Raw genomic sequence first — 22,474 nt, 5'->3', positions numbered from 1 at the left:
CCGATGAATCAGGCGGACGGAACGGGATCGATGCGCAGCGCCACGCCGGGCCGCAGCGCGGTGAGCCGGTCGGAGTGGATCAGCGCGGCGCTGCCGTCGGCGGCGCGCAGGCCGATCGTGGCCACGCCGCCGCTGCGCAGGTAGGAGGTGTCGGTGCCGGGATAGACGAAGGTGAAACCACCGGTCTCGTCGAGGATCGCCTGGAAGGTGACCCGGGTGGCGGTGTCGGTGTGGTGCCGGACGTCCTTCCACTCGACGACGTACTGCCGGTTCGGGGCGGTGCCCCGGACGGCGGCGCGCACGCTCGACGAGCCGTCGGCCTCCCAGTCGCCGCGGAACGGCATCACCAGGGCGCCGGCCAGGTCGAGGCTGCCCTCGCTGCCCACCGACAGGGTCGTGCCGGTCTGGCCGTAAACAGTCACCGGGAACGGCAGCGTGACAGCCGTCCAGGTCTGGTAGCCGCTGGTCAGTGCGGAGTCCGCGCCGAGCGCCGTGTAACCGGTGTCGGTCTCGGTGAGCAGATAGCCGGCGCCCTGCACCGCGAAGTCGACGGGCTGCATCGGCTCGCCGATGAGAACGGCACGGGTGACCGTTCCGGCACAGTCGCCCGAGCCGATCGTGACGAGCACCGTCTGGGTCTTGGCCGGGACGTCACCGAGGAAGTAGGTGCCGTCCGACCAGGTGTTCGTGCTCTGGCCGGCGACGGCGACGGTGGCGCCGTCGACCGGCTCGCCGGCACAGGTGACGGTGCCGTTGAGGTAACCGGTCTCCGGTGCCTTCGGGGTATACCTCACCCCGAGCGTGTCGTAGAGCAGGTCGGCGCTGTACAGGTACTGGAAGGCGGCCACCCCGCCGGGACCCTCGACGCCGACGGTCCCCTCGGCGCCCCGTTCGACCGGGTTGTCGTCGATGCCGGCGTAGGCGAAGGTGGCGCTCCCGTCCTCGCCGAAAATGATCTCGAAGGAGGTACGGACCTCGTCGGTGCCGTAGGAGGAGACGTTGCGCCACTCGACGACCCACTGACGGTCGGGTGCGGTGCCGCTGGTCTTCGTGACGATCGCGGCCGAGCTGTCGACCACCCAGTCGTGCCAGAACGGGTAGAGGGCGGTGTTCGGGGTGCCGTCCTCGGCCTCGGCCGGGATCGCCGTCGCGTCCGGGCTGGTCGCGCCCTCCGGCCCGAGGGTGAGGAAGCCGTTGCTGCTGATCCAGGGCTTGGTGGTGGTCTCGCCGTACAGCTTGATCGGGAACGGTGCGGTCGCCTGCCAGGCCGCGTCGTCGCCGGTCCAGCCGGTCTGCACGGTGTCGCCGGCGATGAACTGCTGACTGGTGACGGTGCAGGTGTAGTAGGGGTCGGCGTCGTTGTTCAGGGACAGGTCGGTCTTGGCGTCGCCGCCGGTCTTGTAGACCTCGGCCGACGCGTACTGGCCCAGGCAGCGGCTGTCACCGGTCGAGGCCAGCACGTAGTAGGCGCCCGGCGCGACGCCGGTGAACTGGTAACTCCCGTCCGCGCCGGTGGTCGTGGTCAGGCCGCCCGGGTTCAGCGTGATGGTCCGGCCGGCGATCGGCTCGGTGGTGATCGCCGCGGTGAGCACGCCGGCGACCACACCCGACGGGGCCGGGGTGTAGGTGATCGAGCTGTTCGCGGTGAGCGCCGCCTCCCCGTTCGACCAGTAGGCGGTGGCCCGGAACGACATGGAGACCATGCCGACCGTGGAGGTGCCGCCCTTCTGGACGTCGGTGGTCATCGCCCCGTAGTGGTAGGCGATCCGCCCGTCCTCGTGCAGGACAGCCTCGAACGTGGTCCGGTCGGTGGTGCCGACGAACTGGGCGTTGCGCCACTCGATGATGTAGGAGCGGTTGGGGGCCGTACCCACCGACCTGGTGTAGACGCCGGCCTGACTGTCGATGTTCAGGTCGCTCCAGAGCGGCGTCAGGTAGCCACCGCCGATGCCGATCCAGCCGTTGGTGGAGACCGTCGCGTAGGTCGCCGACCGTCCGTAGAACGGCATCGAGAACGGCAGGTAGACGGTGCCCTCGACGTCGTCGCCGGTGAGCCAGGTGTTGGTGTCGGCGGCCGTGTAGCCGGAGGTGCCGATGGCGCAGGAGTAGCCCATCAGCCCGTAGTCGGGCGCGAACCGCAGGTCCTTCACGGTGTCGGCGGCCAGGTCGACGACCGCCTCCGCCTTGGCGCCGCAGCGCCCGGTCTGCCGGCTGGTGACGGTGTAGCTGTCGGCGACCAGGCCGTAGAAGGCGTAACCGCCGTCGCTGCCGGTGGTCGCGGTCAGCCCGGTCGGGTCGAGAGTGACGGTCGCCCCGGCCACCGCCGTCCCGGTCGCGCTGGTCAGCTTGCCGGTGAGGTGGTGGACCTCCAGCTGCTCACCGTTCGGGTCGGTGAAGACGATCGCCTTGCCGGCGGTCAGTGCCGGGTCGCCGGCGGAGTAGGTGAGGCCGTCCTCCCCGGTCGGCGACTCGATGCCGACAAGGGCGAAGTCGCCCTGTTCGGCGGCGTTGTCGAGACCTGAGTAGTTGGTGGTGATGGTGCCGTCGATGCCGAGAGTCACCGAGAAGCTGAGCCGCTGGGCGGTGTTGCCCTTGCGGTGCACGTTGTTCCACTCGATCAGCACGGCCTGGGTGGCGCCGGAGCCGGTGACCGCGGTGCGCACGTTCGCCGACGCGTCGACGACCAGGTCGTCCCAGAACGGCGCGATCACCCCGTTGGGCTCGGCCACCGCGCCGAGTTCACCATTTCCGGTGTACGGGTGGGACGCGCACGCCGTACCGAAGGTGATCAGGCCGTTGGTGTCGACGCAGACGTCCAGGTAGGCGCTGCCGTAGAACGGGAACGCGAACGGCAGGGTCAGCCTGGTGGCCGCGTCGTCGCCGGTCAGGGCGAGAACGGTGGTGCCGTTGGCGTAGGTGGTGGTCCGCTCGGCACACAGGTGCCCGGCCTTGTCGCCGACCCGGTAGACAGTGAGCTGGAGTTCCAGGCCGTATTTCCCGACCAGGAACGACTGGCTCCCGGCCGTCCCGCACCGCCCGTTGTGGGTGGCCCGCACCGTGTAGGTGTTCACCTCCAGTTCGGGGAACGAGTAGATGCCGTTGGCGTCGGTGGTCGCGGTGAGACCACCCGGCTGGAGGGTGACGGTGGCGTTCTCCAGTGGCAGCCCGTCCTCGTCGATCACCGGCCCGGACAGGCTGGCCATAGCGAGAACGGTGAACGTGCGCTGGTCCTTGACGCCGATCCGGCTGGCGTCCTCACCGGCGAAGAACAGTTGCCGGTCGCCCTTGGTCGTGCCGACCGGGATGTCGACGGTCGCCGTCCCGCCGGCGGCTGCCGCGGTGACCGCGCCGGCCAGGCCGTCGGCGTCGAGGCTGTAGCGGAACCTGGTCACGTTGGTGTCGCCCTCGGCGTCGAACGTGACCTTGAGGTTGCCGCTCGCCGGCACACCCGTCCCGTTCGGGAAGGTGACCGCCGGCTGGAGGGCCTTCGACCGGGTGATCAGCGTGTCGGTGGGGGCGATCGAGCTGAAGATCTCGACGTCGTCGAGCAGGCCGTTGAGGTGACCGTCGTCTGCTGCGGCCCAGCGGCGTTTGCCGACGGTCACCGCCCCGGTGGCGTTGAAGCCGCCGACCAGGGTCGCCGTGGTGGTCTGGGCGACGCCGTTGACGTACAGGGTCAGCTTCTTCGTGGCGGCGTCGTAGGTTCCCGCGAGGTGCGTCCACTTACCGGCGGTCGGGGCGGTGTTGGACAGGGCCGAGTACAGGGCCGGGGCCGCGACGTCGGTGCCGGCCATCGTGAACCGCCACTTGTTGGCCGGTCCGTCGTAGCCGAGTGTGTACGCCGACGTGTTGGTGCCGCTGGCAGCGACCGCAATCTGCTGGGCAGTCACTCCGGTCGTGGTGGTCAGTTTGACCCGGGCGGTGACGGTGAAGTTGGCGTCAGTGCGGACCGCGACGGCCGCGCCGGTGGCGGCGTTCGGGTAGGTGACCGGGCCGGTGGTCGTGGCCGACCGGGCCGACGTGCCGTTCAGCGACAGCGCGCTGCCTTCGTTGCCACGTCCGGCGACGCGGGTGCCGCCGGTCAGCGTGAGGGTGTTGCCGTGCTCGGCGGTGTCCCCGGTGGTGGTGGCCGCCGTGTCGTCGAAGTCCCAGCCGGCCGCCGGGCCGGAGCCGTGCAGGACCGTGAACGTGTAGGTGACCTGCCCGGACACATTGCCGGCCCTGTCCCTGGACCACACCCGCAACGTCTTGATGCCGTCGGTCATCGGCGTGAGCGTGATCGAACCGGTGTAGTCGGTGGTGTTCACCGGCACGGTTCCCGATGACACCTTCACCCCGCCGTCGAGCGTCCACGCGTACACATCGATGTCTTTGGCGAGGTTGGTCTGTGCCGGAGCCGCGATCCGGAACGTGCCCGGATAGCCGACTCCACCGCTGGGCACCGTCGACGAATAGTCGGTCGACGAGAGACCACCCGGAGCCGGTGGTGGCGTGGCGTCGACGGTGAACTCGCAGGTCTTCTCCGACCAGGTCTCCATCTGATACTTGACCGGCACGTTGTCGTAGGAGCGGGCCCGCCACGCGTAGGTGACGCCGTCGGTCAGGGCGGGCAGGGTGCCGGTGACGGTGGCCTTGTTGCCGGTCGACTGCGACACCGAGTTGGTCGTGTTCGCCGCGACGGTGGTCGGCCACCAGTAGAAGTGCGTGGTCAGCGTCTGCGCACTGTCCGGATCGGACTGGTAGCCGGTCAGCTTCACGCCGGTCGTCTTCGTGACGTAGGGGCGGCTCGATCCGGTGGCGCACGCCTTGGCGTCGGTCTTCTGGTCCTTGAGCGCGTTCGGCTTCTGGTTGTAGGTGACCGACATCCGCGCGGTCGACGGCTTGTATCGCTTCCAGTGGTTCTTGGTGGACTCGTCGATCGCCTTCATACCGATGGTGACGGTGTTCTCGGCGTCGGTGACCATGCTGGTGACGTTGAACTCGACCGGGCCCACGCCGTAGCAGCCGTGGATCGCGCCGTACTTGTGGTCACCCACGTCGGTGGCGGTCCGGCTGGAGAACGACGGCTGGTTCTTCCAGGTCGTCGCCGACGAGATCGCGCCGGTCTCCCACACCTTGGCGTTGCTCTTCGGGTTACAGGTCCAGGCCCAGCGCTGCTCGATGGAGAACTGGGCGGAGATCACGTCGCCTTTGACGCCGCTGGTGTCCATCCGGAAGAACGACCGGATGAGGTGGTCGGCGCAGCCGACGCAGTCCTCGGTGCGGCCGACGCCCGCCTGACCGGTGATCGATCCGTCGGTCAGCGCCGTGGTGTTCTTCCAGAACGACTTCGTCGGGTACTTGCTCCACACCGACGTCCACGCGCCACCCGACATCGAGCCGGACACCGACGGGTCGATGTAGACCGGGAACTCGGTACGCGGATCGGTCAGCATGGCCCGATCCGGGGTGAGGGTCAGCGAGCCCTTGCCCAGCTTGAGCGGCATGACCGTCCGCCGGGTCCGGTCGTCGCGGGTGTCCTCGGCGGCTGGTGCCGCCGCCCGCGCCTGCTTCTCGATCGCCTCGGACGAGTCCCACATCAACGGCGCCGGGACCGAGAACACCTCGTCGCCGTCGGCGTCCCGGGCGGCCAGGCCACCGGCCGTGGTGCCGCCGAGGGTGACGCCCTTGCCGGCCAGGCCGAATTTCAGCCGCGCCAGCCCCGGGTCGGCCGCCGCCTTGCGGGTCTTGACGACGAGCACCTCGGAGAAGCCGGTGGCCGACGCGGTGACCTGGAGGTCGACGTCCGTCAACACGTTCGGGTAGATCGCCGTGTCGCCCTTGAGCTGCGGTTTCGGCAGCACCGTCGGCCAGGTGAGGGTGATCTCGCGGTCACCGTTCACCAGCCGGCCGACCAGCTTGTCGCCGCCGCCGGAGAAGGTCATCGGCAACACCGACGCCTTCGGCGAGACCCCCGCGGCGGTACGCCGTAGCGAGGTGTCCACCGGAACCCAGGCACCGCCACGCCGTACCCGCTGCGGCTCGACGCTCTGCTCCAGGGTCCGTGACCCGTCGGTGTTCGCGAACGTCTGCGAGAACTCGGTGCGGTCGGCGAGGATCTCCACCGGCCGTCCGCAGATCACGGTCATCCGGTCGGCCGCGGCCTCGGTCGCCTGCACCGGCACACAGGCCGCCACAGGTGTGGCGGGCGCGGCCGACGCGGGCGCGGGCAGGCCGGAAGTGATCATCGTGGCGGCGCAGAGCACGGCGACACACCGTGACAAACGCGCGTGGACAGCAGCAATCATCGATCCCCCGTGGGCCGATCCACCTCGTCGACCGGGACTCTAGGCATCGAAGATCACTTGTGTAAAGCATGCTCTTCAAAGGCTTGAATCGCCTGGTGAAGGGGCATCAAACGTGCACAGTAGACCGATCGGCGATCGGCGTACAGAGGTGTGACACAGATGCCCTCAAGGGCGCTGTAAGTGAGGGATCAGTCCGTCGCCAGCACGATCGCGGCGACGGGACAGCCGGCCGCCGCGGCGCGGGCGGCCGGCCACTCCGGCTCGGCCGGGGACTCGTCGAGCACCACCACGACGCCGTCGTCACCCTGATCGAAGACGTGCGGCGCAGTCAACACACATTGACCAGCACCGATGCACTTGCTCTCGTCGGCGGCGATCTGCACAGGACCTCCCGGTGACTGATTTGACCGTTTGCTGCCTGGTCGCCCTGCCCGTACGCTACCAAGTAATCAGACGTTTACTCGAGGAGACGGCATGCCGGATCAGGAGAACGTGCTCGATTACCCGTTCACACCCCCGACGGCGGTGGACCCGCCGGCGGAGTGGCAGGAGCTCCGCGCGACATGTCCGGTGGCCCATGTGCGGACCGCCGCCGGCACCGACGCGCTGCTGCTCACCCGATACGACGACGTCCGCATGATGATCAGTGACCGCCGGTTCGTCCGGAACACCCCGGCCGGGAGCAACGCCATGGGCACCGGGCCGGCGTTCCTCAACGACGAGGCCCAGCATCAGCGCTGGCGGCGGCTGCTCACCCGGTCGTTCACCGCCCGGCGGATGACCGCCCTGCAACCCGGCATCACCCGGATCGCCCACGCGCTCGTCGACGACATGGTCGAGCAGGGGGCGCCGGCCGATCTGCGCACGGCGCTCGGGTTCCCGCTGCCGGTCTACGTGATCTGCGACCTGCTCGGGGTGCCGGCCGCCGACCGGGAGCGGTTCGCCCACTGGTCCGACCGGTTCCTCAACATCACCCGGTTCACCGCTGAGGAGACCCAGCGGTCCGGGCGGGAGCTGTGGGCGTACATGCAGGCCCACGTCGAGGCCAAGCGCGACAACCCGGGCGACGACCTGCTGTCCGAGCTGGTCACGGTCGTCGACGCCGAGGACGGCCGGCTCTCCGAGCCGGAGCTGGTCTTCACCGGCCAGGCGCTGCTCGTCGCCGGCCACGAGACCACCGCCAACATGATCGGAAAGATGGTCGCCATGCTGCTGGCCCGGCGCGAGCGCTGGGAACGCCTCGTCGCCGACCCCACCCTGGTCCCGACCGCCGTCGAGGAGGTCCTGCGATTCGACGCCAACCTCGGATTCGGTACGCACCGCCTGGTCACCGAACGCGTCGAGATCGCCGGCACCGTCGTCGAGGCCGGCACCACCGTGCTGTCCGCGATGCCCTCGGCCAACCGTGACGAACGGATCTTCACCGACCCGGAGGACATGGACCTGGCCCGCTCCCCCAACCCGCATCTGACCTTCGGCGCCGGCCCGCACTCCTGCCTCGGCCAGTCACTGGCCCGCGTCGAGCTGCGGACCGTGCTCGGCGTCCTGCTGGAGCGCCTGCCCACGCTGGATCTCGCGGTCGGTGTCGAGGAGCTGCGCCGCCGCCAGGGTCTGCTGGTCGGTGGGCTCGAGGAGGTCCCCGTGCGCTGGTGACCATTTCGGTGTGCTCACTTTCGGCCCGGACCGGCCGATCGTGTACTCGTGCATGTCGGGATCCTCGAACGCGTCGACGGTCAGCCCCTGGAGCTGCTGGTGGGTGCGTTCACCGCCAGTCCGGTGCCGAAGGTGGTGCTCACGCTCGCCGAGGGCGAGGTAGGCCGGTTCGTGGCCGCCAACCAGGCCTTCGGTGACCTGCTCGGCTACGACCGGCACGAGCTGATCGGGCAGTCGTCGCAGATCGTGGTCGCCCCCGAGGACCGGGACGCGGTCAGTGACGTGTTCGAGGGCATGATCGCGGGCCGTTTCCAGGAGGCCGTCGTCGAGCGGGTGCTCGTGCGCCGCGACGGCTCCCGGGTGTGGATCTCCAGCCGTAACTTCCTGGCCCACGACCTGGCCGGGGCGCCGTTCCTGATCGCCGAGGTCGTCGACAGCAGCAGCCGGCAGGCGCTCGCCGACAGCGAGGCCTGGTTCCGGTCACTCGTCGAGGCGTCCCCGATCGGCATGGCGGTCCTGGACGAGGACGGCCACTGGACACGGGTCAACCCGGCCGTGTCGGCGCTGCTCGGATACACCGGCGACGAACTGGCCGGGCTCACCCTCGCCGCCGTCACCCACCCCGACGACCGCGACGACCTGGCCGCCGGGGCCGGGCGGCAGGAGACCCGGCGGCTGCTGCGCAAGGACGGGCAGGTGCTCCACTGCCTGGTCACGGTCACCGTGCTGACCGCCGAGTCCGGGGTGCCGGTGCGGTTCCTGGCCCAGATCGTCGACGTGACCGCGGGACGGCACAGCCAGGACCTCTTCGACGTGATGATCACGGCGAGCCCGGACCTGCTGGCGCTCACCACCCTCGACGGGACGGTGCTGCGCGTCAATCCGGCCTGGCAGCGGATGCTCGGCTGGAGCGAGGCCGACCTGACCGGCACCCGGCTGGACGCGCTGCGCCACCCGGACGACACCGGCACCGGCACCACGCCGTGGGAGGGGACCTTCCGGTGCCGGGCCGCCGACGGCGGATACCGATGGGTGCAATGGTCCGGACGGGTCGTCGCGGGCCAGCAGGTGATCATGGCGACCGGGCGGGACGTCACCGACGCCGTCGTGGCCGAGCAGTCCGCCGCCCGCGAGACCGACCGGCTGCGCACCACGATCCGGGTGCAACGGGAGATCACCGCGGTGGCCGCCGATCGCGACGCGGTACTCAGGCTCATCGCCGATCGTACCCTCGAAGTGATCTCGACCGGCGCAGCCGCGTCGGTCCATCTCATCGACCCCGACGGCCTGACCATGCGGATGGTCGCCGGCACCGGCGACCTGGCCGACCGGGACGTGCCCGCCGTCGCCCTCACCGGAACCCTCGTCGGGGTGGCCGCCGCCACCGGTGCCACCGTTCGCTCCGACGACACCAGCATCGACCCGCGGGCCAGCCACACCCTGTACCGGACGATCGGCATGCGCTCACTGGTCGTGGCACCGTTGCACACGCCCGCCGGCGACGTCTTCGGGGTGCTGCTGGTCGCCAGCAGCCGCCCCTGCGCGTTCGACGACGGCGACGAACAGCTGCTCACCCTGCTCGCCGACGCGCTCACCGGCGCCCTGCGGCACGCGGAGGACACCGCCGCCCGCGCCGCGATGACCGACGCCCAGGTCCGCCGGCTCAAGGACACCCTCCAGGTGCAGCGGGAGGTGACAGCGGCGGCCGCCGACCGGCACGAGGCCATGCACATCGTCGCCCGGCGTGCGGTCGACCTGTTCCCGGAGGCCGACGGCGCTGCCGTCGAACTTCTCGAAGACGACCATCTGTCGTACGTGGCAGCCGCCGGCAGCCTCGCGAAGTTCTCCGGAGCGCTGATCCCGGTCACCGGATCGCTCAGTGGCACGGCCCTGACCAGCGACGTCCCGGCGCACTGCCGGGACACCGGCACCGATAGCCGGGTCAACCAGGACGCGTGCCGGCGCCTCGGCATCGGGTCGATGATGGTGGCGCCACTGCACGCCGAAGGCACCCCGATCGGCATCCTGAAGATCGCCGCGAACCGTGCCGACGCCTTCGACGACAGCGACGAACAGCAGTTGCTGCTGCTCGCCGACAGTCTCACCTCCGCGCTGCGGCACGCCGACGAGGCCGCACACACCTCCCGCGCGCTCGCCGAACTGGCCGTCAGCGAGAACCGGTTCCGCCTCACCTTCGACAACAGCCCCGTCGGGCTCACCCTGTCCAGCCTCCAGCCCGGCGACCTCGGCCGGTACCTGCACGCCAACCCGGCCATGTCGGCGATCACCGGCTACTCGGCCGACGAACTGTCCCGGATGACCTACGCCGACCTGCAGCACCCCGACGACGTGGCCAGCACCGACGAGCTCGCCCGCCGCCTGCGCGAAGGCGAGATCGAGACACTCGGCATCGAACGCCGCTACCGGCACCGGCAGGGCCACGTCATCTGGGTCGCCATCCGGGTCGCCGTCGTCCGCGACGACCAGGGCGAGGCCCGCTACGTGGTCAACCAGGTCGAGGACATCACCACCCGGCGCGCCGCCGACGCCGAACTGCGCCGCCAGGCCCGCCTGCTGGAACTCATCCCGGCCGCCGTCATCGTCCGGGACCTCGACGGGACGATCCGCTGGTGGAACGCACGGGCCACCGAGCTGTACGGGTGGCCGCTCACCGCCGCCACCGGCAAGACCGCCGACCGTCTCCTGGCGACCGCGTTCCCCGGCCACGGCACCGCCGCCGAACAGCGCGAACGCCTCGAACACGACGGACGGTGGGAAGGGCGGCTGCAGCACGTCACCGCCGACGGGCGGCTGCTCACCGTCATGAGCCGGCAGGTCCTGCACCAGCCCGAACCCGGCGCCGACGGCCATCACGAGCCGGTCCAGGTCCTGGAGATCAACACCGATGTGACCGCGGCCCGCGCCGCCGAACTCGCCCTGGCCGACAGTGAGCAACGGCTGCGCGCCCAGTTCGACAACTCGGCGGCCGGGCAGCTCATCCGCGCCCTCGACGGCACCCTCACCGCCGTCAACCGCGCCTACGCCGGGATGCTCGGGTACACCGTGGAGGAACTCACCGGGCGGCCCGAGGCGGACCTGCTCGACCCCGCCGAGATCGCCGAGAACCGGCACCTGCTCGCCGGACTGTTCGCGGGCGACGCCGACTCGTACACCCGGGAGGGACGGCTGCGGCACGCCGACGGCCACCGGGTCGACGTCGAGGCGACCGTGTCCCTGGTCCGCGACGACACCGGCCGCCCCAAACACCTGATCGGCGTGGTCACCGACATCAGTGGGCGGCGGACCGCGGAACGGGCCCGGGACAACGCGGCGGCCGCCCTCGCCGAACGCAACACCGAACTCGAAGCGGCCAACCAGCTCAAACTCGACATCATCGGGATGCTCGGGCACGAGATCGGGAACCCGCTCACCACCATCCAGGGCCACGCCGAGATCCTCGCCGACGACTGGGCCCGGCTCGACGACTCCCGGCGGGGGCGGGCCATCGACGCGATCGGGCGACAGGCGGCCCGGCTCGACGACATCGTCCGCGAAGTGCTCGCGATGGTCACCATCGACGCCGGAAGCATCCGGGCCGATCGCCGGGAACTGTCCATCCGGGCGCAGATCGACAGTGTGCTGTCGTCGGTCGACGTGGAGAACCTGCCGGTGCACGGGGCGGACGCCCAGGTGCTGTTCGCGCCCGGACATCTGCAGCAGATCCTGGTCAACCTGTTGTCGAACGCGGCCAAGTACGGCGGGGGCGCCACCGCCGTCCGGATCACCACCCGCGACGGGTGGGTGCACGTCACCGTCGAGGACAACGGCCCCGGCGTACCCGAGCAGTTCCGCGACCGGTTGTTCGACCGCCTGACCCGCGCCGATCGTGACGCCACCAGTGTGAAGGGGACGGGGCTCGGCCTGTACATCGTGCGGGGCCTGGCCCGAGCCAACAACGGCGACGTCCACCACGAGCCGAACCCGTCCGGCGGTTCCCGCTTCATCCTCGACCTGGAGGCTGCCCCCTGAAACGGAGAACGGCGGGATCGGGCAGGCCGTACCGCGAATTGAGCACCTGCATCGCCGCGCCGGCCGCTATGACGTCCGTGCCGAGGCTGGTCAGGGTCACCTCCACCGTCAGCCAGTCGGCGCGCGGCACCTGGGTCCGGACGGCCTCCTCGACGGCGGTCCGGTAGAGCTCGCCGTGACGCAGCAGGTCGGCCCCGGCCAGCACGACATGGCCGAGATCGAGGGTCTGCAACAGGTTGACCACGCCGACGCCGAGCACCCTGGCCGCCTCAGCCGGGTCGGCGGCCGCGTCGTGAACCGCTTCGAGACAGCCGCGCCGGCCGCACACGCACGGCGGGCCGTCGAGCTGAACGACCGCGTGCCCGAACTCACCGGCGTTGGTGTGCGCCCCGCGATGGGCCGCTCCGCCGAGCCAGAGTCCGGCCCCGACGCCGCTCTCCACCATGATCAGCGCGGCGTCCCGGAACTCCGCTCCCCGCCGCCACGCCTCGGCGGTCACCGCGGCGGTGACGTCCTTGTCCACGACCACGGGGAGGCCGAGTGCCTGACCGGCGAGGTCGGCGAGCGCGATGTCGTGCCAGTGCCGCAGGCGATGCGCGTCCCGCACGGTCCCGGTCGCCTGATCGAGCGGCCCGATCATGCCGATCCCCACCCCGGCCAGCAGCCGGACTCCCCCGGCACCACCGGCGCGATCGGCGCCGGCCGCGGACGCCCCGGGGGCGCCCGTCGGGGAGCGATCCGGTACGGACAGCCCGCGCTCGCCGATCAGTGCGGTCACGCCGGCCGTGAGGCGGGTCAGCAGCTGGCCGGGAGTGAAGTCGGGCGGTAGCGGCGTGGTCGCGCGGGCATGGATGTCTCCGGCCAGATCGGTGAGGACCAGCCGCAGATTGCGCCGGGTGACGTGCGCTCCGACGGCCCAGCGGCTCTCCGGCACGAGCCGGTAGACGGCGGCCGGTTTCCCGAGCGCCGCCCGCCGCACCCCCGCGGCCGCGATGACGCCCTCGTCGAGCAACCGCGCCAGCACCTTGGAGACGGCTTGCGGGGTGAGCCCGGTGACCTCGGCGACCGTGCCGCGCTCGATGGTCGGCCTGGTCCGGGCCAGGGCGAGGACCTGGGCCTCGTGGTAGTCGCGGAGGAAGGCGAGGTGCACGGGCTCACACTACTGCTAACGCAACAGCGTTGCTAAAGTCCGCGGCATGCTCCAGAAAAGCAACAGCGTTGCGGAAGTCGGCACCCGCCGCCGGTGGCCGGCCCTGCTCGCCCTGGCATTCGGCGCCGTCGCGATCGGTCTCACCGAGTTCGTGCCGGCCGGGCTCCTGCCCGACATCGCTCAGGACGTCCTCGGTGCCGAGTACGCGTCGTCGCCACCCGACGCGGTCGCTCATGCGGGGTGGATGGTCACCGCGTACGCCCTCGGGGTCGTGGTCGGCGCACCCACGATCGCGGCCCTCACCGCCCGCATCCCCCGGCGGCGGCTGGTTCTCGGGCTGCTCGTGATGTTCGTGGTGGGCACCGTGGCCTCGGCGGTCGCACCGAGCTTCGAGCTGGTCATCGCCGCACGGTTCCTGGCCGGGCTGCCGCACGGTGCGTACTTCGGGGCCGCCGGCCTGCTGGCCGCCTCACTGATGGGGCCGGGCAGCGAAGGGCGCGGGTTCGCCGCCGTGCTCAGCGGCCTGACCCTGTCCAACGTGGTCGGGGTGCCGGCGATCACCCATCTCGGGCAGACGGCCGGATGGCGTACGGCGTACCTCGTGATCGCCGGTGTCTTCGCCCTCGCTCTCCTGGCCGTCGCCGCGACCGTGCCCGACGCACCGGCCACCGGCGGCTCGCCCGCCGCCGAACTGCGGTCGCTGCGCCGGCCGCTGGTGTGGTTGACCGCCGTGACCGCCGCCGTCGGCTTCGCCGGGTTCTTCGCGATCAACAGCTACATCGCGCCGGTCACCACCGAGGTCGCCGGGTTGTCCGCCGGAACCGTGCCGTGGGTGCTGGTCGCGATGGGCCTCGGGATGACCGTCGGCAACGCGGCCGGAGGGTGGTATGCCGACCGGAACCTGCCGCGCGCCACACTTCTCGGGTTCGCCGCGATGATCGTCACGGCGGTGCTCTTCGGGCTGACCGCCGACACCGGCGCCGGGCTCTTCGCCGGGGCCTTCCTGATCGGTGCGACCAGTCTGTTCCTCGGGCCGGCGCTCCAGTCGCGGCTGATCGCTGTCGCGCCGGGCGCCCAGCTGATGGGCGCGGCCGTCAACCAGTCGGCCATGAACATCGCCAACAGCCTCGGTGCGGCCCTCGGCGGAGTGGTGATCGCGGCCGGTCTCGGATACCGCGCCCCGGCCTGGGTCGGTGTCGGGCTCGGCGTGGCGGGCCTGGCACTCGCGGCCCTCGGCTTCACGGCCGACCGTCGCCGGCCCGCAAAGACCTGACGATCACCAGGCAGCGCGCTCACGACCGGCGGGACGAGGGCGGGGGCAGCAGCGCCTCGATCTCATCGGCGGCGGTGACGGCGCCGGGCGCGGCACGGATCTCGGCCCCGAGGCGCGCGGCGGCGGCCCGATGCGGGCCCGGGGCGAGCATCCGGTCGACGGCGGCCCGGATCGCGGCGGGACCGGCGTCGCGCGACACCACCTCGGCGGCGCCCGCCCGCTGGAGGACCGAACCGACCATCGGATGGTCACTGCGGTCGAACATCGGCAGGATCACCATCGGCAGATCGTGCGCGAGCGCCTGCATCGCCGTGCTGTGCCCGCCGTGCCCGACCACCATCGACGATCCGGGCATCACGGCGGCGTGCGGCACGTAACCGAGCACCTCCACACCCCGCGGCGCCCGGATCTCCGCCGGACGCACCGCGTCACCGGTGGTGACGACGACCGGAACCGGCAGGCCGGCCACCGCGTCCACCACGGACTGCAGCACGGCGACCTGACCGGGATAGTAGAGCGAACTGAGGCTGACCAGGACTTTCCCAGACGAGCCAGCCGACACGGCAGCGGCTGTGGGCGGGATGACCGGGCCGACGACACGGGTGTTGGACGGCAGCGGCGAGGCCGCCTCCAGCGACGGCAAGGTCGTCACCAGGGCACGATCGGCCCCGTCCCAGAGCCGCCCCGGCCGTAGCCCCTTCACCGCGGCGGCCGCGTCCAGCACGCCGGACCCGAACTCCCGCCGCATGTACGCGTAGAGCGTGTGCACCAGCGAGACATGCCGCACCCCGGCCCGCCGGACCGCCGCGAACGCGCCGAACAGCATGCAGTCCACGACCACGAGATCGCACGGGTGCGCCCGCAGCACCGCCGCGACGTCCCGCCCGACACCCCGGTCGAGACAGGTGGCGAGGAACGCCAGCTCCGCTCGCCGGGTGCTCTGCCGCGCGGACGGCCGCCAGGTGCGGGCCCGCCGATACGTGTGCATGACGAACCCCGCCGACTCGACCCGGGCCCGCAGTGATTCGTGACCGAGTACGCGCACCACATGGCCTCGGTCTTGCAGCTCCCCGGCGATGCCGAGAGCCGGCGGGACCGCGCCGCCACCGTCCCACGTGACGACCAGGACCTCGCTCATCGCAGGATCCCCTCGACGAGCCGCACGACCCGGGCCTCGGCCGCCCGGCGGCTGAGCCGGCGGTCGCGGCGCAGCAGTTTCCACGTGTAGACGTCGGTGGCGACGACCAGCAGGTCGACCAGCACGTCACGCCCGGCCGCGGGACGCGACCGCAGCGGCGGGGCGAAAACCTCCGCGACCCAGTCGCGATGCAGGGCACGGCCCCGGTCCATCAGGCGCTTGACCGCCGGGTCGCCGCCCTCCCGGGCGAGGAGCTGGATGTTGGCGTCGCCGCGCCGCTCATACTGCCAGTAGAGGGCCCGGACGGCGGGCACCGGATCGCCGGGCGCCGCCGCCCGCTCGGCGGCGAGCAACCCGGCGGTCTCCACGATCAGTGCGTCCCGGCTGCCGAAGTGGCGCAGCACCGTCTGCACACTGACCTCGGCACGGCCCGCGACCTCGGCCAGCGTCGGCTCGGGGGACCTGCCGAGGGCCGCCGCCGTGGCCTCGACGATGCGCCGGCGGGTGGCGGCCACCGACTCGGCGCGGGCGATCTGGGTGTAGGCGCGCGGCACTTTCATGTAAATGGACGTTAACACCGAATGCCACAGTGGACCCCCTTGCCCGAAGCCATCTAGTCCTTGGACTATAGTCTCCCGCATGGCCCGGCCACCGCTGTACCTCGTGGGCGCCCGAGAGATCGGCGTCCTGCTCGGCGACATCACCCGCCAGCGCGCCTATCAGATCGCGTCCCGCCCCGACTTCCCCGATCCGATCGCCGACCTCGCCCAGGGCAAGGTGTGGCTCGGCGCCGAGGTCGAGGCGTGGGTGGCGGCCAACCCGGGTGTGCTGGAGCCCCGCCGCAGGCCCCGGCGGGTAACGTGACCGCCGTGAGCAACGGCAGAGTGTGGCTGGCGGTCCACCGTGAGCGCGCCGCCCTGGTCCGCGACCTGGAGTCCATGACCGTCGACCTGTGGAGCACCCCCACGGCGTGCGCCGGCTGGGATGTGCACGACGTCGTGGCCCACCTGGTCGACAGCGCGCGGACGACCCGGCTCGGCTTCGTCCGTGACATGATCGCCGCCGGTTTCGACTTCGACCGGCAGAATGCGCGGGGAGTCGCGCGGGAGCGCCGGGCCGAGCCGGCCTCCACCCTGGCCGCCCTGCGCGCGGTCGTGACGCACACGAGCACGCCACCGGCGCCGATCGCGACCCGGCTGGTCGAGGCGTTCGTCCACGGTGAGGACATCCGGCGGGCGATCGGGCACACCGGTGACTATCCGGTCGCCGAGACCGTGCAGGCGCTGGAGTTCCAGCTGCGCACCTCGGTCAAGATGGGCGGTGGCCGGGAGCGCGCGGCGGGGCTGCGGCTCATCGCCTCCGACGCGCCGCTCGACGTGGGCGGCAATTCCCCGGCCGTCCGGGGCAGCGCCCTCGCCCTCCTGCTGGCGGTGTCCGGCCGCCCCACCCGTCCGGGTGAGCTGAGCGGCCCCGGCACCGCGCGTCTCACACCAGGTTCTCCGCCAGGAGCCGCCCCGCCCGGTTCCCCGGGTGGCTGACCAGCACACCGAGCAGAGCGCTGGTGTCCTCCGGCCAGTCCGACCCCGGTTTGAGCAGCTCCTTCACCGGCACCTGGTCGTCGTCGCCCTCCCACCGGGCGACGTGCCGCCAGTCCACCCCGACCTCGACCAGTGCACGAACCCCCTCGTAACGTTCGTTCGCCGGGCCGATCAGGTGGGGGTAAGCGCACGCCACCTCGTATGTCATCAGCATCGCCCGCAGCACGTCGTCGGTCCGTTTCGGGCCACCGCGCGCCTTGGCGATCAGATCCGCCTCGAGTGACGCCCACAGGACCGGCGTCTCGGCGTAGTTGATGCGCACCCGCACGACCGCCGTCAGCAGGTAATCCCGCAGGCCCCGTCCGCGGTAACGGGCCCGCCCGATCATCCGGTCACGGACCGCGCGCAGATCGGCCGGCACCCGCTCCACCCGCACCGGCGCCCGCCCGGACCGCAGCGCCTCCCGCACCGCGCCGACGTCGGCCCCGCACTCCCGCAGCAGCTCCCCCGCCTGCGACCGTGGGTCGTCGAGCAGCACCGCCAGCAGCTGTTCGGCGCTGGGCTCACCGTGGGTGAGCCGCGCCCGGTCGACGGCGGCCGGACCGTCGTCGGGTGCCGCCCCCCGCTCCGCCCGGTACCGGAGCACGGCGTGCAGCACGGTCGGCGTGATGTCGTAGGCGTCGAGCACCGACCGCACCCCGGCCCCGGCTCTCAGCGTCCCGGCGAGCAGGTGTTCGGTGCCTATCCGCTCGCCGCCGAGAGCCTTCGCCACGGTCATCACCGCGGAAACCTTGTCAGTCATGACCAGAGACTAGAAATCGACCGCCATACTCCGCGTCGGCCCACAGACCGATTCCGTCTATGACTCAGGTCGTACCGCGAGCCAGTGGCGCGGCTCGACCCGGGACAGTTCGGCGAGGTCGTCGACGAAAGTCCGGTCCGGCTCGATGATCCACAGCGGCGGGTCGGCGGGGTGCCCGTCGAGCAGTGCCCGGAGTTCGGCGGCCGCCTCGTCGCCGGGGGCGCCGCCGTGCCACAGCAGCAGCGGCCCCGGCACCCGGGTGGAGACGCGGTGTTCTCCGGCGCTCACGATGATCCGGTCGCCGGCCTCGACGTCGAACAGGCACAGCGGCGTCCCGGTGGTCACAGCCAGGTTCGCGAAGGTCTCCCGGATCGACGGCGACCGCAGGAAGAGCCGGCTCTGTTCCGAGGTGGCCGGCGTGAAGCTGAGGTTCAGGTGGCCGGGCAGGAGCCACGAGCCGTCGTAGAAGCGGAGGTAGACATATCCGACCATGACCGGGCCGGCCTTCTCCGGCGTGTACGAGTCGGCCCGGTACTCGAGAAGCGGACCGTCCTCGGGGAACAGCAGGGACAGGTCGAGATCCCCAGTGGCCAGCAGTTTCGCCAGCTCGACGGTCTGATCGCCGGCGAACCTGTACGTCCCGGGAACCCGGACCTCCCCGCCCTCCGGAAGGATCACGGTGGTCGACCTGGTCTCCTCCGGATCACAGATCGTCGACACGGCGGCCAGGAAACGCCCGGCGTCCTCCGGCCGCACCAGGAAGTCGTAACTGAAATCGATACCCATCCGGCCTCCCCCGCAACGCCTCATCGTCACACTCGACCTTGCCTCTGGCCACCACGAAACCTGCCGATGTCCGCGACGGGTTCTCCGCGATCGCCACACCGGATCTCCACGACTCGCTGCTTGAGTGAGTGCGTGAAGATCAACGTCGCGGTGACCGTCGCCCTGATGATCGCCGTCTCCGGGTGTGGCGTGAATGACGACGGCGAACCCGTCGATCTGCGGTACGAGAACGTGGTGGGCACCTGGCAGGGCGATCCGGGGCGCACGTTCGTGTTCGCCGGCGACGGCACGTTCACCGCCACCGATCTGCCCGCCCGGATGTTCGACACCCCCGTTGCGGACGGAGCGGCGATCGACGGATCCGGATTCTGGCGCCTGTCGTCACCGATCGAGGATCCGGAGAAACGGAGATCCGTCGTGCACCTGAACTTCCGCCGCCTGGCGGGAAAGGACGTCAATTCGAGCGGGCCGAGCCTCGACGCCAGAAGCGACCGGCTGTTCTTCTTCTACGACGGAGGCTGGTACGCCTACGCGAAACTGCCGACGGCGTAGGCGAGGAACACCTATTCGTCCGGATCGGACACCCGGGCCGCCAGCACGACGGCGAGTTCCGTCATCCGGTGCACGGTCGGCTCGTCGGCGTCGGTGACCTCGATCAGGTCCTCGTCGTGGAAGAACGGGACGGGCCGCCCGGACGGATGCCCAGGCGTTTCCGGCGCGCATAGGCCTCCCGGCCGCGCCACCGCCGGACGACACTCGTGCCGTCCCAGTCGTACAGCTCCGCGTCCTGCCCGATCACCCAGGCGTCGAGTTCCCCGGCCAGCTCGGTCATCCGCCGCACGAACGCGTCCTCCGGGTTCTTGGTGGACAGCCGCCCGTCCTGGAACAGCAGGTATTCCTCGCTCGCCGACCCGGCCCAGAACACGTAACAGAACCCGGGCCGTCGCGGCGCGTCCTCCGGCACGACCAGATCGGCCGCGGCCCGCACCGCGGCCACCACCTCGTCGTCGAGGATCGGGAAGCGCGGGCTCTCGTAGTCCCAGATCGCCCGGGTGACATGCAGGTCGTACCCCATGCCGCCATGGTAGGTACGCCCGGAACCGGCGACCTTTTCCAGGTCCCGCACATAACACTTTTCCGGTGGTGGAATCGGCGGCCGCGGAAGATGGCGGGAAATGAAACGGAAACCTTGCGTACGCCGCCCAACCTCGGTAAGTCTTCATCGACGGTCTTCCCGAGTGTGAGAGCTACCCGAACATGCGAGCTACCCGAGTGGACGGCGCCGGACTGGTGCGGGCGGCTCAGTCCGGTGACCGGGCCGCGCGGGACGAGCTCGTCGCGGCGCATCTGCCGATGGTCTATGCGATCGTCCGGCAGGTGCTCGGCGGGCATCCGGACGCCGACGACGTGACCCAGGACGTGATGGTGCGGGCGCTGCGGCAGCTGCCGTCGCTGCGGTCGCCGGAGAGTTTCCGGCCGTGGCTGGCCGCCATCGCGTTACGGCACGTCAGCACCCATCAGCATCGGGTGAACCGGGCCGCGGCGCATACGTTGCCACTCGACGAGGCCGTGGACCTGCCGGACGACGGCGCGCCGTTCGAGGGTGTGACGGCACTGCGGGTGGATCTGTCGGCGCAGCGGCGTCAGGTGCGGCGGGCCGGGTTGTGGCTGAACCCGGAGGACCGGGCGCTGCTGTCCCTGTGGTGGCTGGAGGTGGCGGGCGAGCTGACCCGCGCGGAGCTGGCGGCCGCGCTCGGGGTCACCATCCTGCACGCGGGCGTGCGGGTCCAGCGGATGCGTACGCAACTCGACCTGGCTCGTACGATCGTGGCCGCCCTGGACGCCCGGCCGCGCTGCCCGGGGCTGCCGGCCGGCGGTGAGGTGCCGGGACCACTGTGGCGCAAGCGGCTGGCCCGGCACGTGCGCGGCTGCCCGGTCTGCTCGATGGCGGCGGTCGACCTGGTGGAGACCGACCGGCTCCTGCCGAACCTGGTGATGCTCCCGGCCCCGGCCGCGCTGGTCGCCGCGGTCCTGGCCCGCAACCCGGCCGACGGCCCGGCGGTGGCGCTCGCGCCGGACCGGCCACGAGGGCCCGGTCAGCTGGTCGCGGCACATCCGGTGATGGTGGCGGCGACCGTGGCTGCCCTGGTGGCGGGCCTGACGGCCGTGCTGGCCACCGCGGAGGACGACCCGCCGCCGGTGAGCGCGCCGGTGGCCGAGACGCTGCGGCCGGGGTCGTTCTCGCTGGAGTCGGCGAACGCGACCGGCAGTTTCGTCACGGCGTCCGGCGGCCTGGGCGTGCTCACCCGGGTCGGCCCGTCGAACACCGTGACGGCGCGGCGGCAGGCGACATTCGAGGTGGTCGCCGGGCTGAACGACGCGAATTGTTTCTCCTTCCGGGTGGGGGACGGCCGTTATCTGCGGCATTCGTCGTGGCGGGTCCGCCTGGACGAGAACATCGGGACCAATCTCTTCCGCGGCGACGCCACGTTCTGCCCCGGGACCGGCCGGACCGCCGGTTCGGTGACGCTGGAGGCGTCGAACTATCCCGGCTGGTTCCTCCGCCACCGCGGTGACGAGCTGTGGGTCGATCAGTCCAAGGGCGCCGCTGCCTTCGGCGCGGACGATTCTTTTCTGGTACGGCCACCGCTGGCCGATTGACGCGACTCGGCGACCCGCTCCCGTATAACCGTTTTCTCGAACGCGTTATTCGTTATGCGCGTGCCCACCAGATGGTCGCCTTGAAGCGCCCGAAATCCTCTGGCAACATCGCAGCCACGAAATGTTAGCGCTCCCATTTCGCCGATCGCCCCCATTCATCCGTTCCCTTCATCGTTCATCCCCGGGAGAACCTCATGTCCATGGGTGACCTCACGCCCGTACCCCCGAAAAAGCGTCCGGTCTGGCGCCATGCCCTCGCCGCGCTGGTTCTGCTCGCCGGCGGCGGAGCCGTCGCGATCACGGCGACCGCCGCGTCGGCCGCGACGATCGACACCAGCGCGTCGTATGTGCTGGTCAACCGCGGTAGCGGCAAAGCCCTCGACGTCTACAACCTGTCCACCGCCGACGGCGCCCGGATCACCCAGTGGACGCGCAACGATCAGGCGCAGCAGCAGTGGCAGTTCGTCGACTCCGGCGGCGGCTACTACCGGCTGAAGTCGAAGCACTCCGGGAAGGTCCTCGACGTCTCCAACCGGTCGACGGCCGACGGCGGCGCGATCGTGCAGTGGGCCGACAGCAACGCCACCAGTCAGCAGTTCAGCGTTCAGGACATCGACGGCTACATCCAGCTGATCAACCGCAACAGCGGCAAGGCCCTGGAGGTGCAGGGCGCGTCGACCGCCGACGGAGCCAACATCGTGCAGTACACCGACTGGAACGGCGCCAACCAGCAGTGGCAGCTGGTACGGCTGGGTTCGAGCGCCTGCACGTCACTGCCGTCGGCCTACCGATGGACGTCGACCGGCTCGCTGGCGAACCCTCGTTCGGGCTGGGTGTCGCTGAAGGACTTCACTCACGCCCCGTACAACGGGCGGCAGCTGGTCTATGCGACCACCCATGACACCGGAACGTCCTGGGGTTCGATGAACTTCGGCCTGTTCACCAACTGGTCGGACATGGCGTCGGCGGGCCAGAACGCGATGCCGTTCTCAGCGGTCGCGCCGTCGCTGTTCTACTTCGCGCCCAAGAACATCTGGGTACTGGCCTACCAGTGGGGCGGGCCGGCGTTCTCCTACCGCACGTCGACCGATCCGGCGAATGTGAACGGCTGGTCGGCACCGCAGACGCTGTTCTCCGGGAGCATCTCCGGCTCCGGC

General features: G+C 70.9%; 16 protein-coding genes. 8 read left to right on the top strand and 8 right to left on the bottom strand.

Annotated features, from left to right (window positions below; all coding sequences use genetic code 11):
- Positions 1 to 8: 8 nt before the first annotated feature.
- Both ACFO0C_RS46670 and ACFO0C_RS46665 read right to left on the bottom strand, forming a co-directional pair.
- On the bottom strand, positions 9 to 6,245 hold the full coding sequence (locus ACFO0C_RS46670; RefSeq protein WP_378073335.1) for a carboxypeptidase regulatory-like domain-containing protein: 6,237 nt from the start codon (positions 6,243 to 6,245) through the stop codon (positions 9 to 11).
- A 230-nt stretch (positions 6,246 to 6,475) separates the two neighbouring features.
- Positions 6,476 to 6,670, bottom strand: a complete 195-nt coding sequence (locus ACFO0C_RS46665; RefSeq protein ID WP_378073334.1) for a ferredoxin — start codon at positions 6,668 to 6,670, stop codon at positions 6,476 to 6,478.
- Positions 6,671 to 6,761: 91 nt separating this feature from the next.
- Here ACFO0C_RS46665 and ACFO0C_RS46660 point away from each other — a divergent pair, with 91 nt between their 5' ends.
- Both ACFO0C_RS46660 and ACFO0C_RS46655 read left to right on the top strand, forming a co-directional pair.
- Positions 6,762 to 7,940 (top strand): cytochrome P450, encoded by a 1,179-nt coding sequence (locus ACFO0C_RS46660; RefSeq protein WP_378073333.1) that lies wholly within the window; start codon positions 6,762 to 6,764, stop codon positions 7,938 to 7,940.
- 48 nt (positions 7,941 to 7,988) lie between these two features.
- Positions 7,989 to 11,969: a PAS domain S-box protein gene (locus ACFO0C_RS46655; protein ID WP_378073332.1), complete on the top strand. Its 3,981-nt coding sequence runs from the start codon at positions 7,989 to 7,991 to the stop codon at positions 11,967 to 11,969.
- Here the strand turns inward: ACFO0C_RS46655 and ACFO0C_RS46650 are convergent.
- Entirely contained in the window at positions 11,941 to 13,119 is a 1,179-nt protein-coding gene (locus tag ACFO0C_RS46650) for an ROK family transcriptional regulator (RefSeq protein ID WP_378073331.1), read from the bottom strand. The genes ACFO0C_RS46655 and ACFO0C_RS46650 overlap by 29 nt on opposite strands.
- 46 nt (positions 13,120 to 13,165) lie before the next feature.
- Between ACFO0C_RS46650 and ACFO0C_RS46645 the strand changes: the two genes are divergently transcribed.
- Positions 13,166 to 14,392, top strand: coding sequence for an MFS transporter (locus ACFO0C_RS46645; protein ID WP_378073330.1), 1,227 nt, complete (start codon positions 13,166 to 13,168; stop codon positions 14,390 to 14,392).
- A gap of 19 nt (positions 14,393 to 14,411) precedes the next feature.
- Here the strand turns inward: ACFO0C_RS46645 and ACFO0C_RS46640 are convergent, their stop codons facing one another.
- A complete protein-coding gene (locus tag ACFO0C_RS46640; protein WP_378073329.1) occupies positions 14,412 to 15,530 on the bottom strand; it encodes a glycosyltransferase in 1,119 nt (372 codons plus the stop codon).
- Positions 15,527 to 16,090, bottom strand: coding sequence for a TetR/AcrR family transcriptional regulator (locus ACFO0C_RS46635; RefSeq protein WP_378073328.1), 564 nt, complete (start codon positions 16,088 to 16,090; stop codon positions 15,527 to 15,529). The genes ACFO0C_RS46640 and ACFO0C_RS46635 overlap by 4 nt, the downstream gene beginning before the upstream one ends.
- 79 nt (positions 16,091 to 16,169) lie before the next feature.
- Between ACFO0C_RS46635 and ACFO0C_RS46630 the strand changes: the two genes are divergently transcribed.
- Both ACFO0C_RS46630 and ACFO0C_RS46625 read left to right on the top strand, forming a co-directional pair.
- The gene (locus ACFO0C_RS46630; RefSeq protein WP_378073327.1) at positions 16,170 to 16,394 is read left to right on the top strand and encodes a DNA-binding protein; all 225 of its coding nucleotides are present in this window, start codon (positions 16,170 to 16,172) and stop codon (positions 16,392 to 16,394) included.
- Between the two features lie 5 nt (positions 16,395 to 16,399).
- Positions 16,400 to 17,068, top strand: a complete 669-nt coding sequence (locus ACFO0C_RS46625; protein WP_378073326.1) for a maleylpyruvate isomerase family mycothiol-dependent enzyme — start codon at positions 16,400 to 16,402, stop codon at positions 17,066 to 17,068.
- Here ACFO0C_RS46625 and ACFO0C_RS46620 read toward each other — a convergent pair.
- On the bottom strand, positions 17,016 to 17,870 hold the full coding sequence (locus ACFO0C_RS46620) for a Clp protease N-terminal domain-containing protein (protein ID WP_378073325.1): 855 nt from the start codon (positions 17,868 to 17,870) through the stop codon (positions 17,016 to 17,018). The genes ACFO0C_RS46625 and ACFO0C_RS46620 overlap by 53 nt on opposite strands.
- A gap of 57 nt (positions 17,871 to 17,927) precedes the next feature.
- On the bottom strand, positions 17,928 to 18,656 hold the full coding sequence (locus ACFO0C_RS46615; RefSeq protein ID WP_378073324.1) for a hypothetical protein: 729 nt from the start codon (positions 18,654 to 18,656) through the stop codon (positions 17,928 to 17,930).
- 132 nt (positions 18,657 to 18,788) lie between these two features.
- Between ACFO0C_RS46615 and ACFO0C_RS46610 the strand changes: the two genes are divergently transcribed.
- Positions 18,789 to 19,208, top strand: coding sequence for a hypothetical protein (locus ACFO0C_RS46610; protein ID WP_378073323.1), 420 nt, complete (start codon positions 18,789 to 18,791; stop codon positions 19,206 to 19,208).
- 103 nt (positions 19,209 to 19,311) lie between these two features.
- Here the strand turns inward: ACFO0C_RS46610 and ACFO0C_RS46605 are convergent, their stop codons facing one another.
- Positions 19,312 to 19,731: a hypothetical protein gene (locus ACFO0C_RS46605; RefSeq protein ID WP_378073322.1), complete on the bottom strand. Its 420-nt coding sequence runs from the start codon at positions 19,729 to 19,731 to the stop codon at positions 19,312 to 19,314.
- 182 nt (positions 19,732 to 19,913) lie between these two features.
- Between ACFO0C_RS46605 and ACFO0C_RS46600 the strand changes: the two genes are divergently transcribed.
- Positions 19,914 to 21,317 carry a sigma-70 family RNA polymerase sigma factor gene (locus ACFO0C_RS46600; protein ID WP_378073321.1) on the top strand — a complete coding sequence of 468 codons (1,404 nt, stop codon included), beginning with the start codon at positions 19,914 to 19,916 and terminating at the stop codon, positions 21,315 to 21,317.
- A gap of 200 nt (positions 21,318 to 21,517) precedes the next feature.
- A partial coding sequence (locus tag ACFO0C_RS46595; protein ID WP_449192084.1) for a non-reducing end alpha-L-arabinofuranosidase family hydrolase occupies positions 21,518 to 22,474 on the top strand: 957 nt, incomplete at its 3' end.

This window comes from Actinoplanes subglobosus, assembly GCF_042650585.1.
GTDB classification, from domain to species: domain Bacteria; phylum Actinomycetota; class Actinomycetes; order Mycobacteriales; family Micromonosporaceae; genus Actinoplanes; species Actinoplanes subglobosus.
This window is presented reverse-complemented; position numbering and strand designations above follow the sequence as displayed.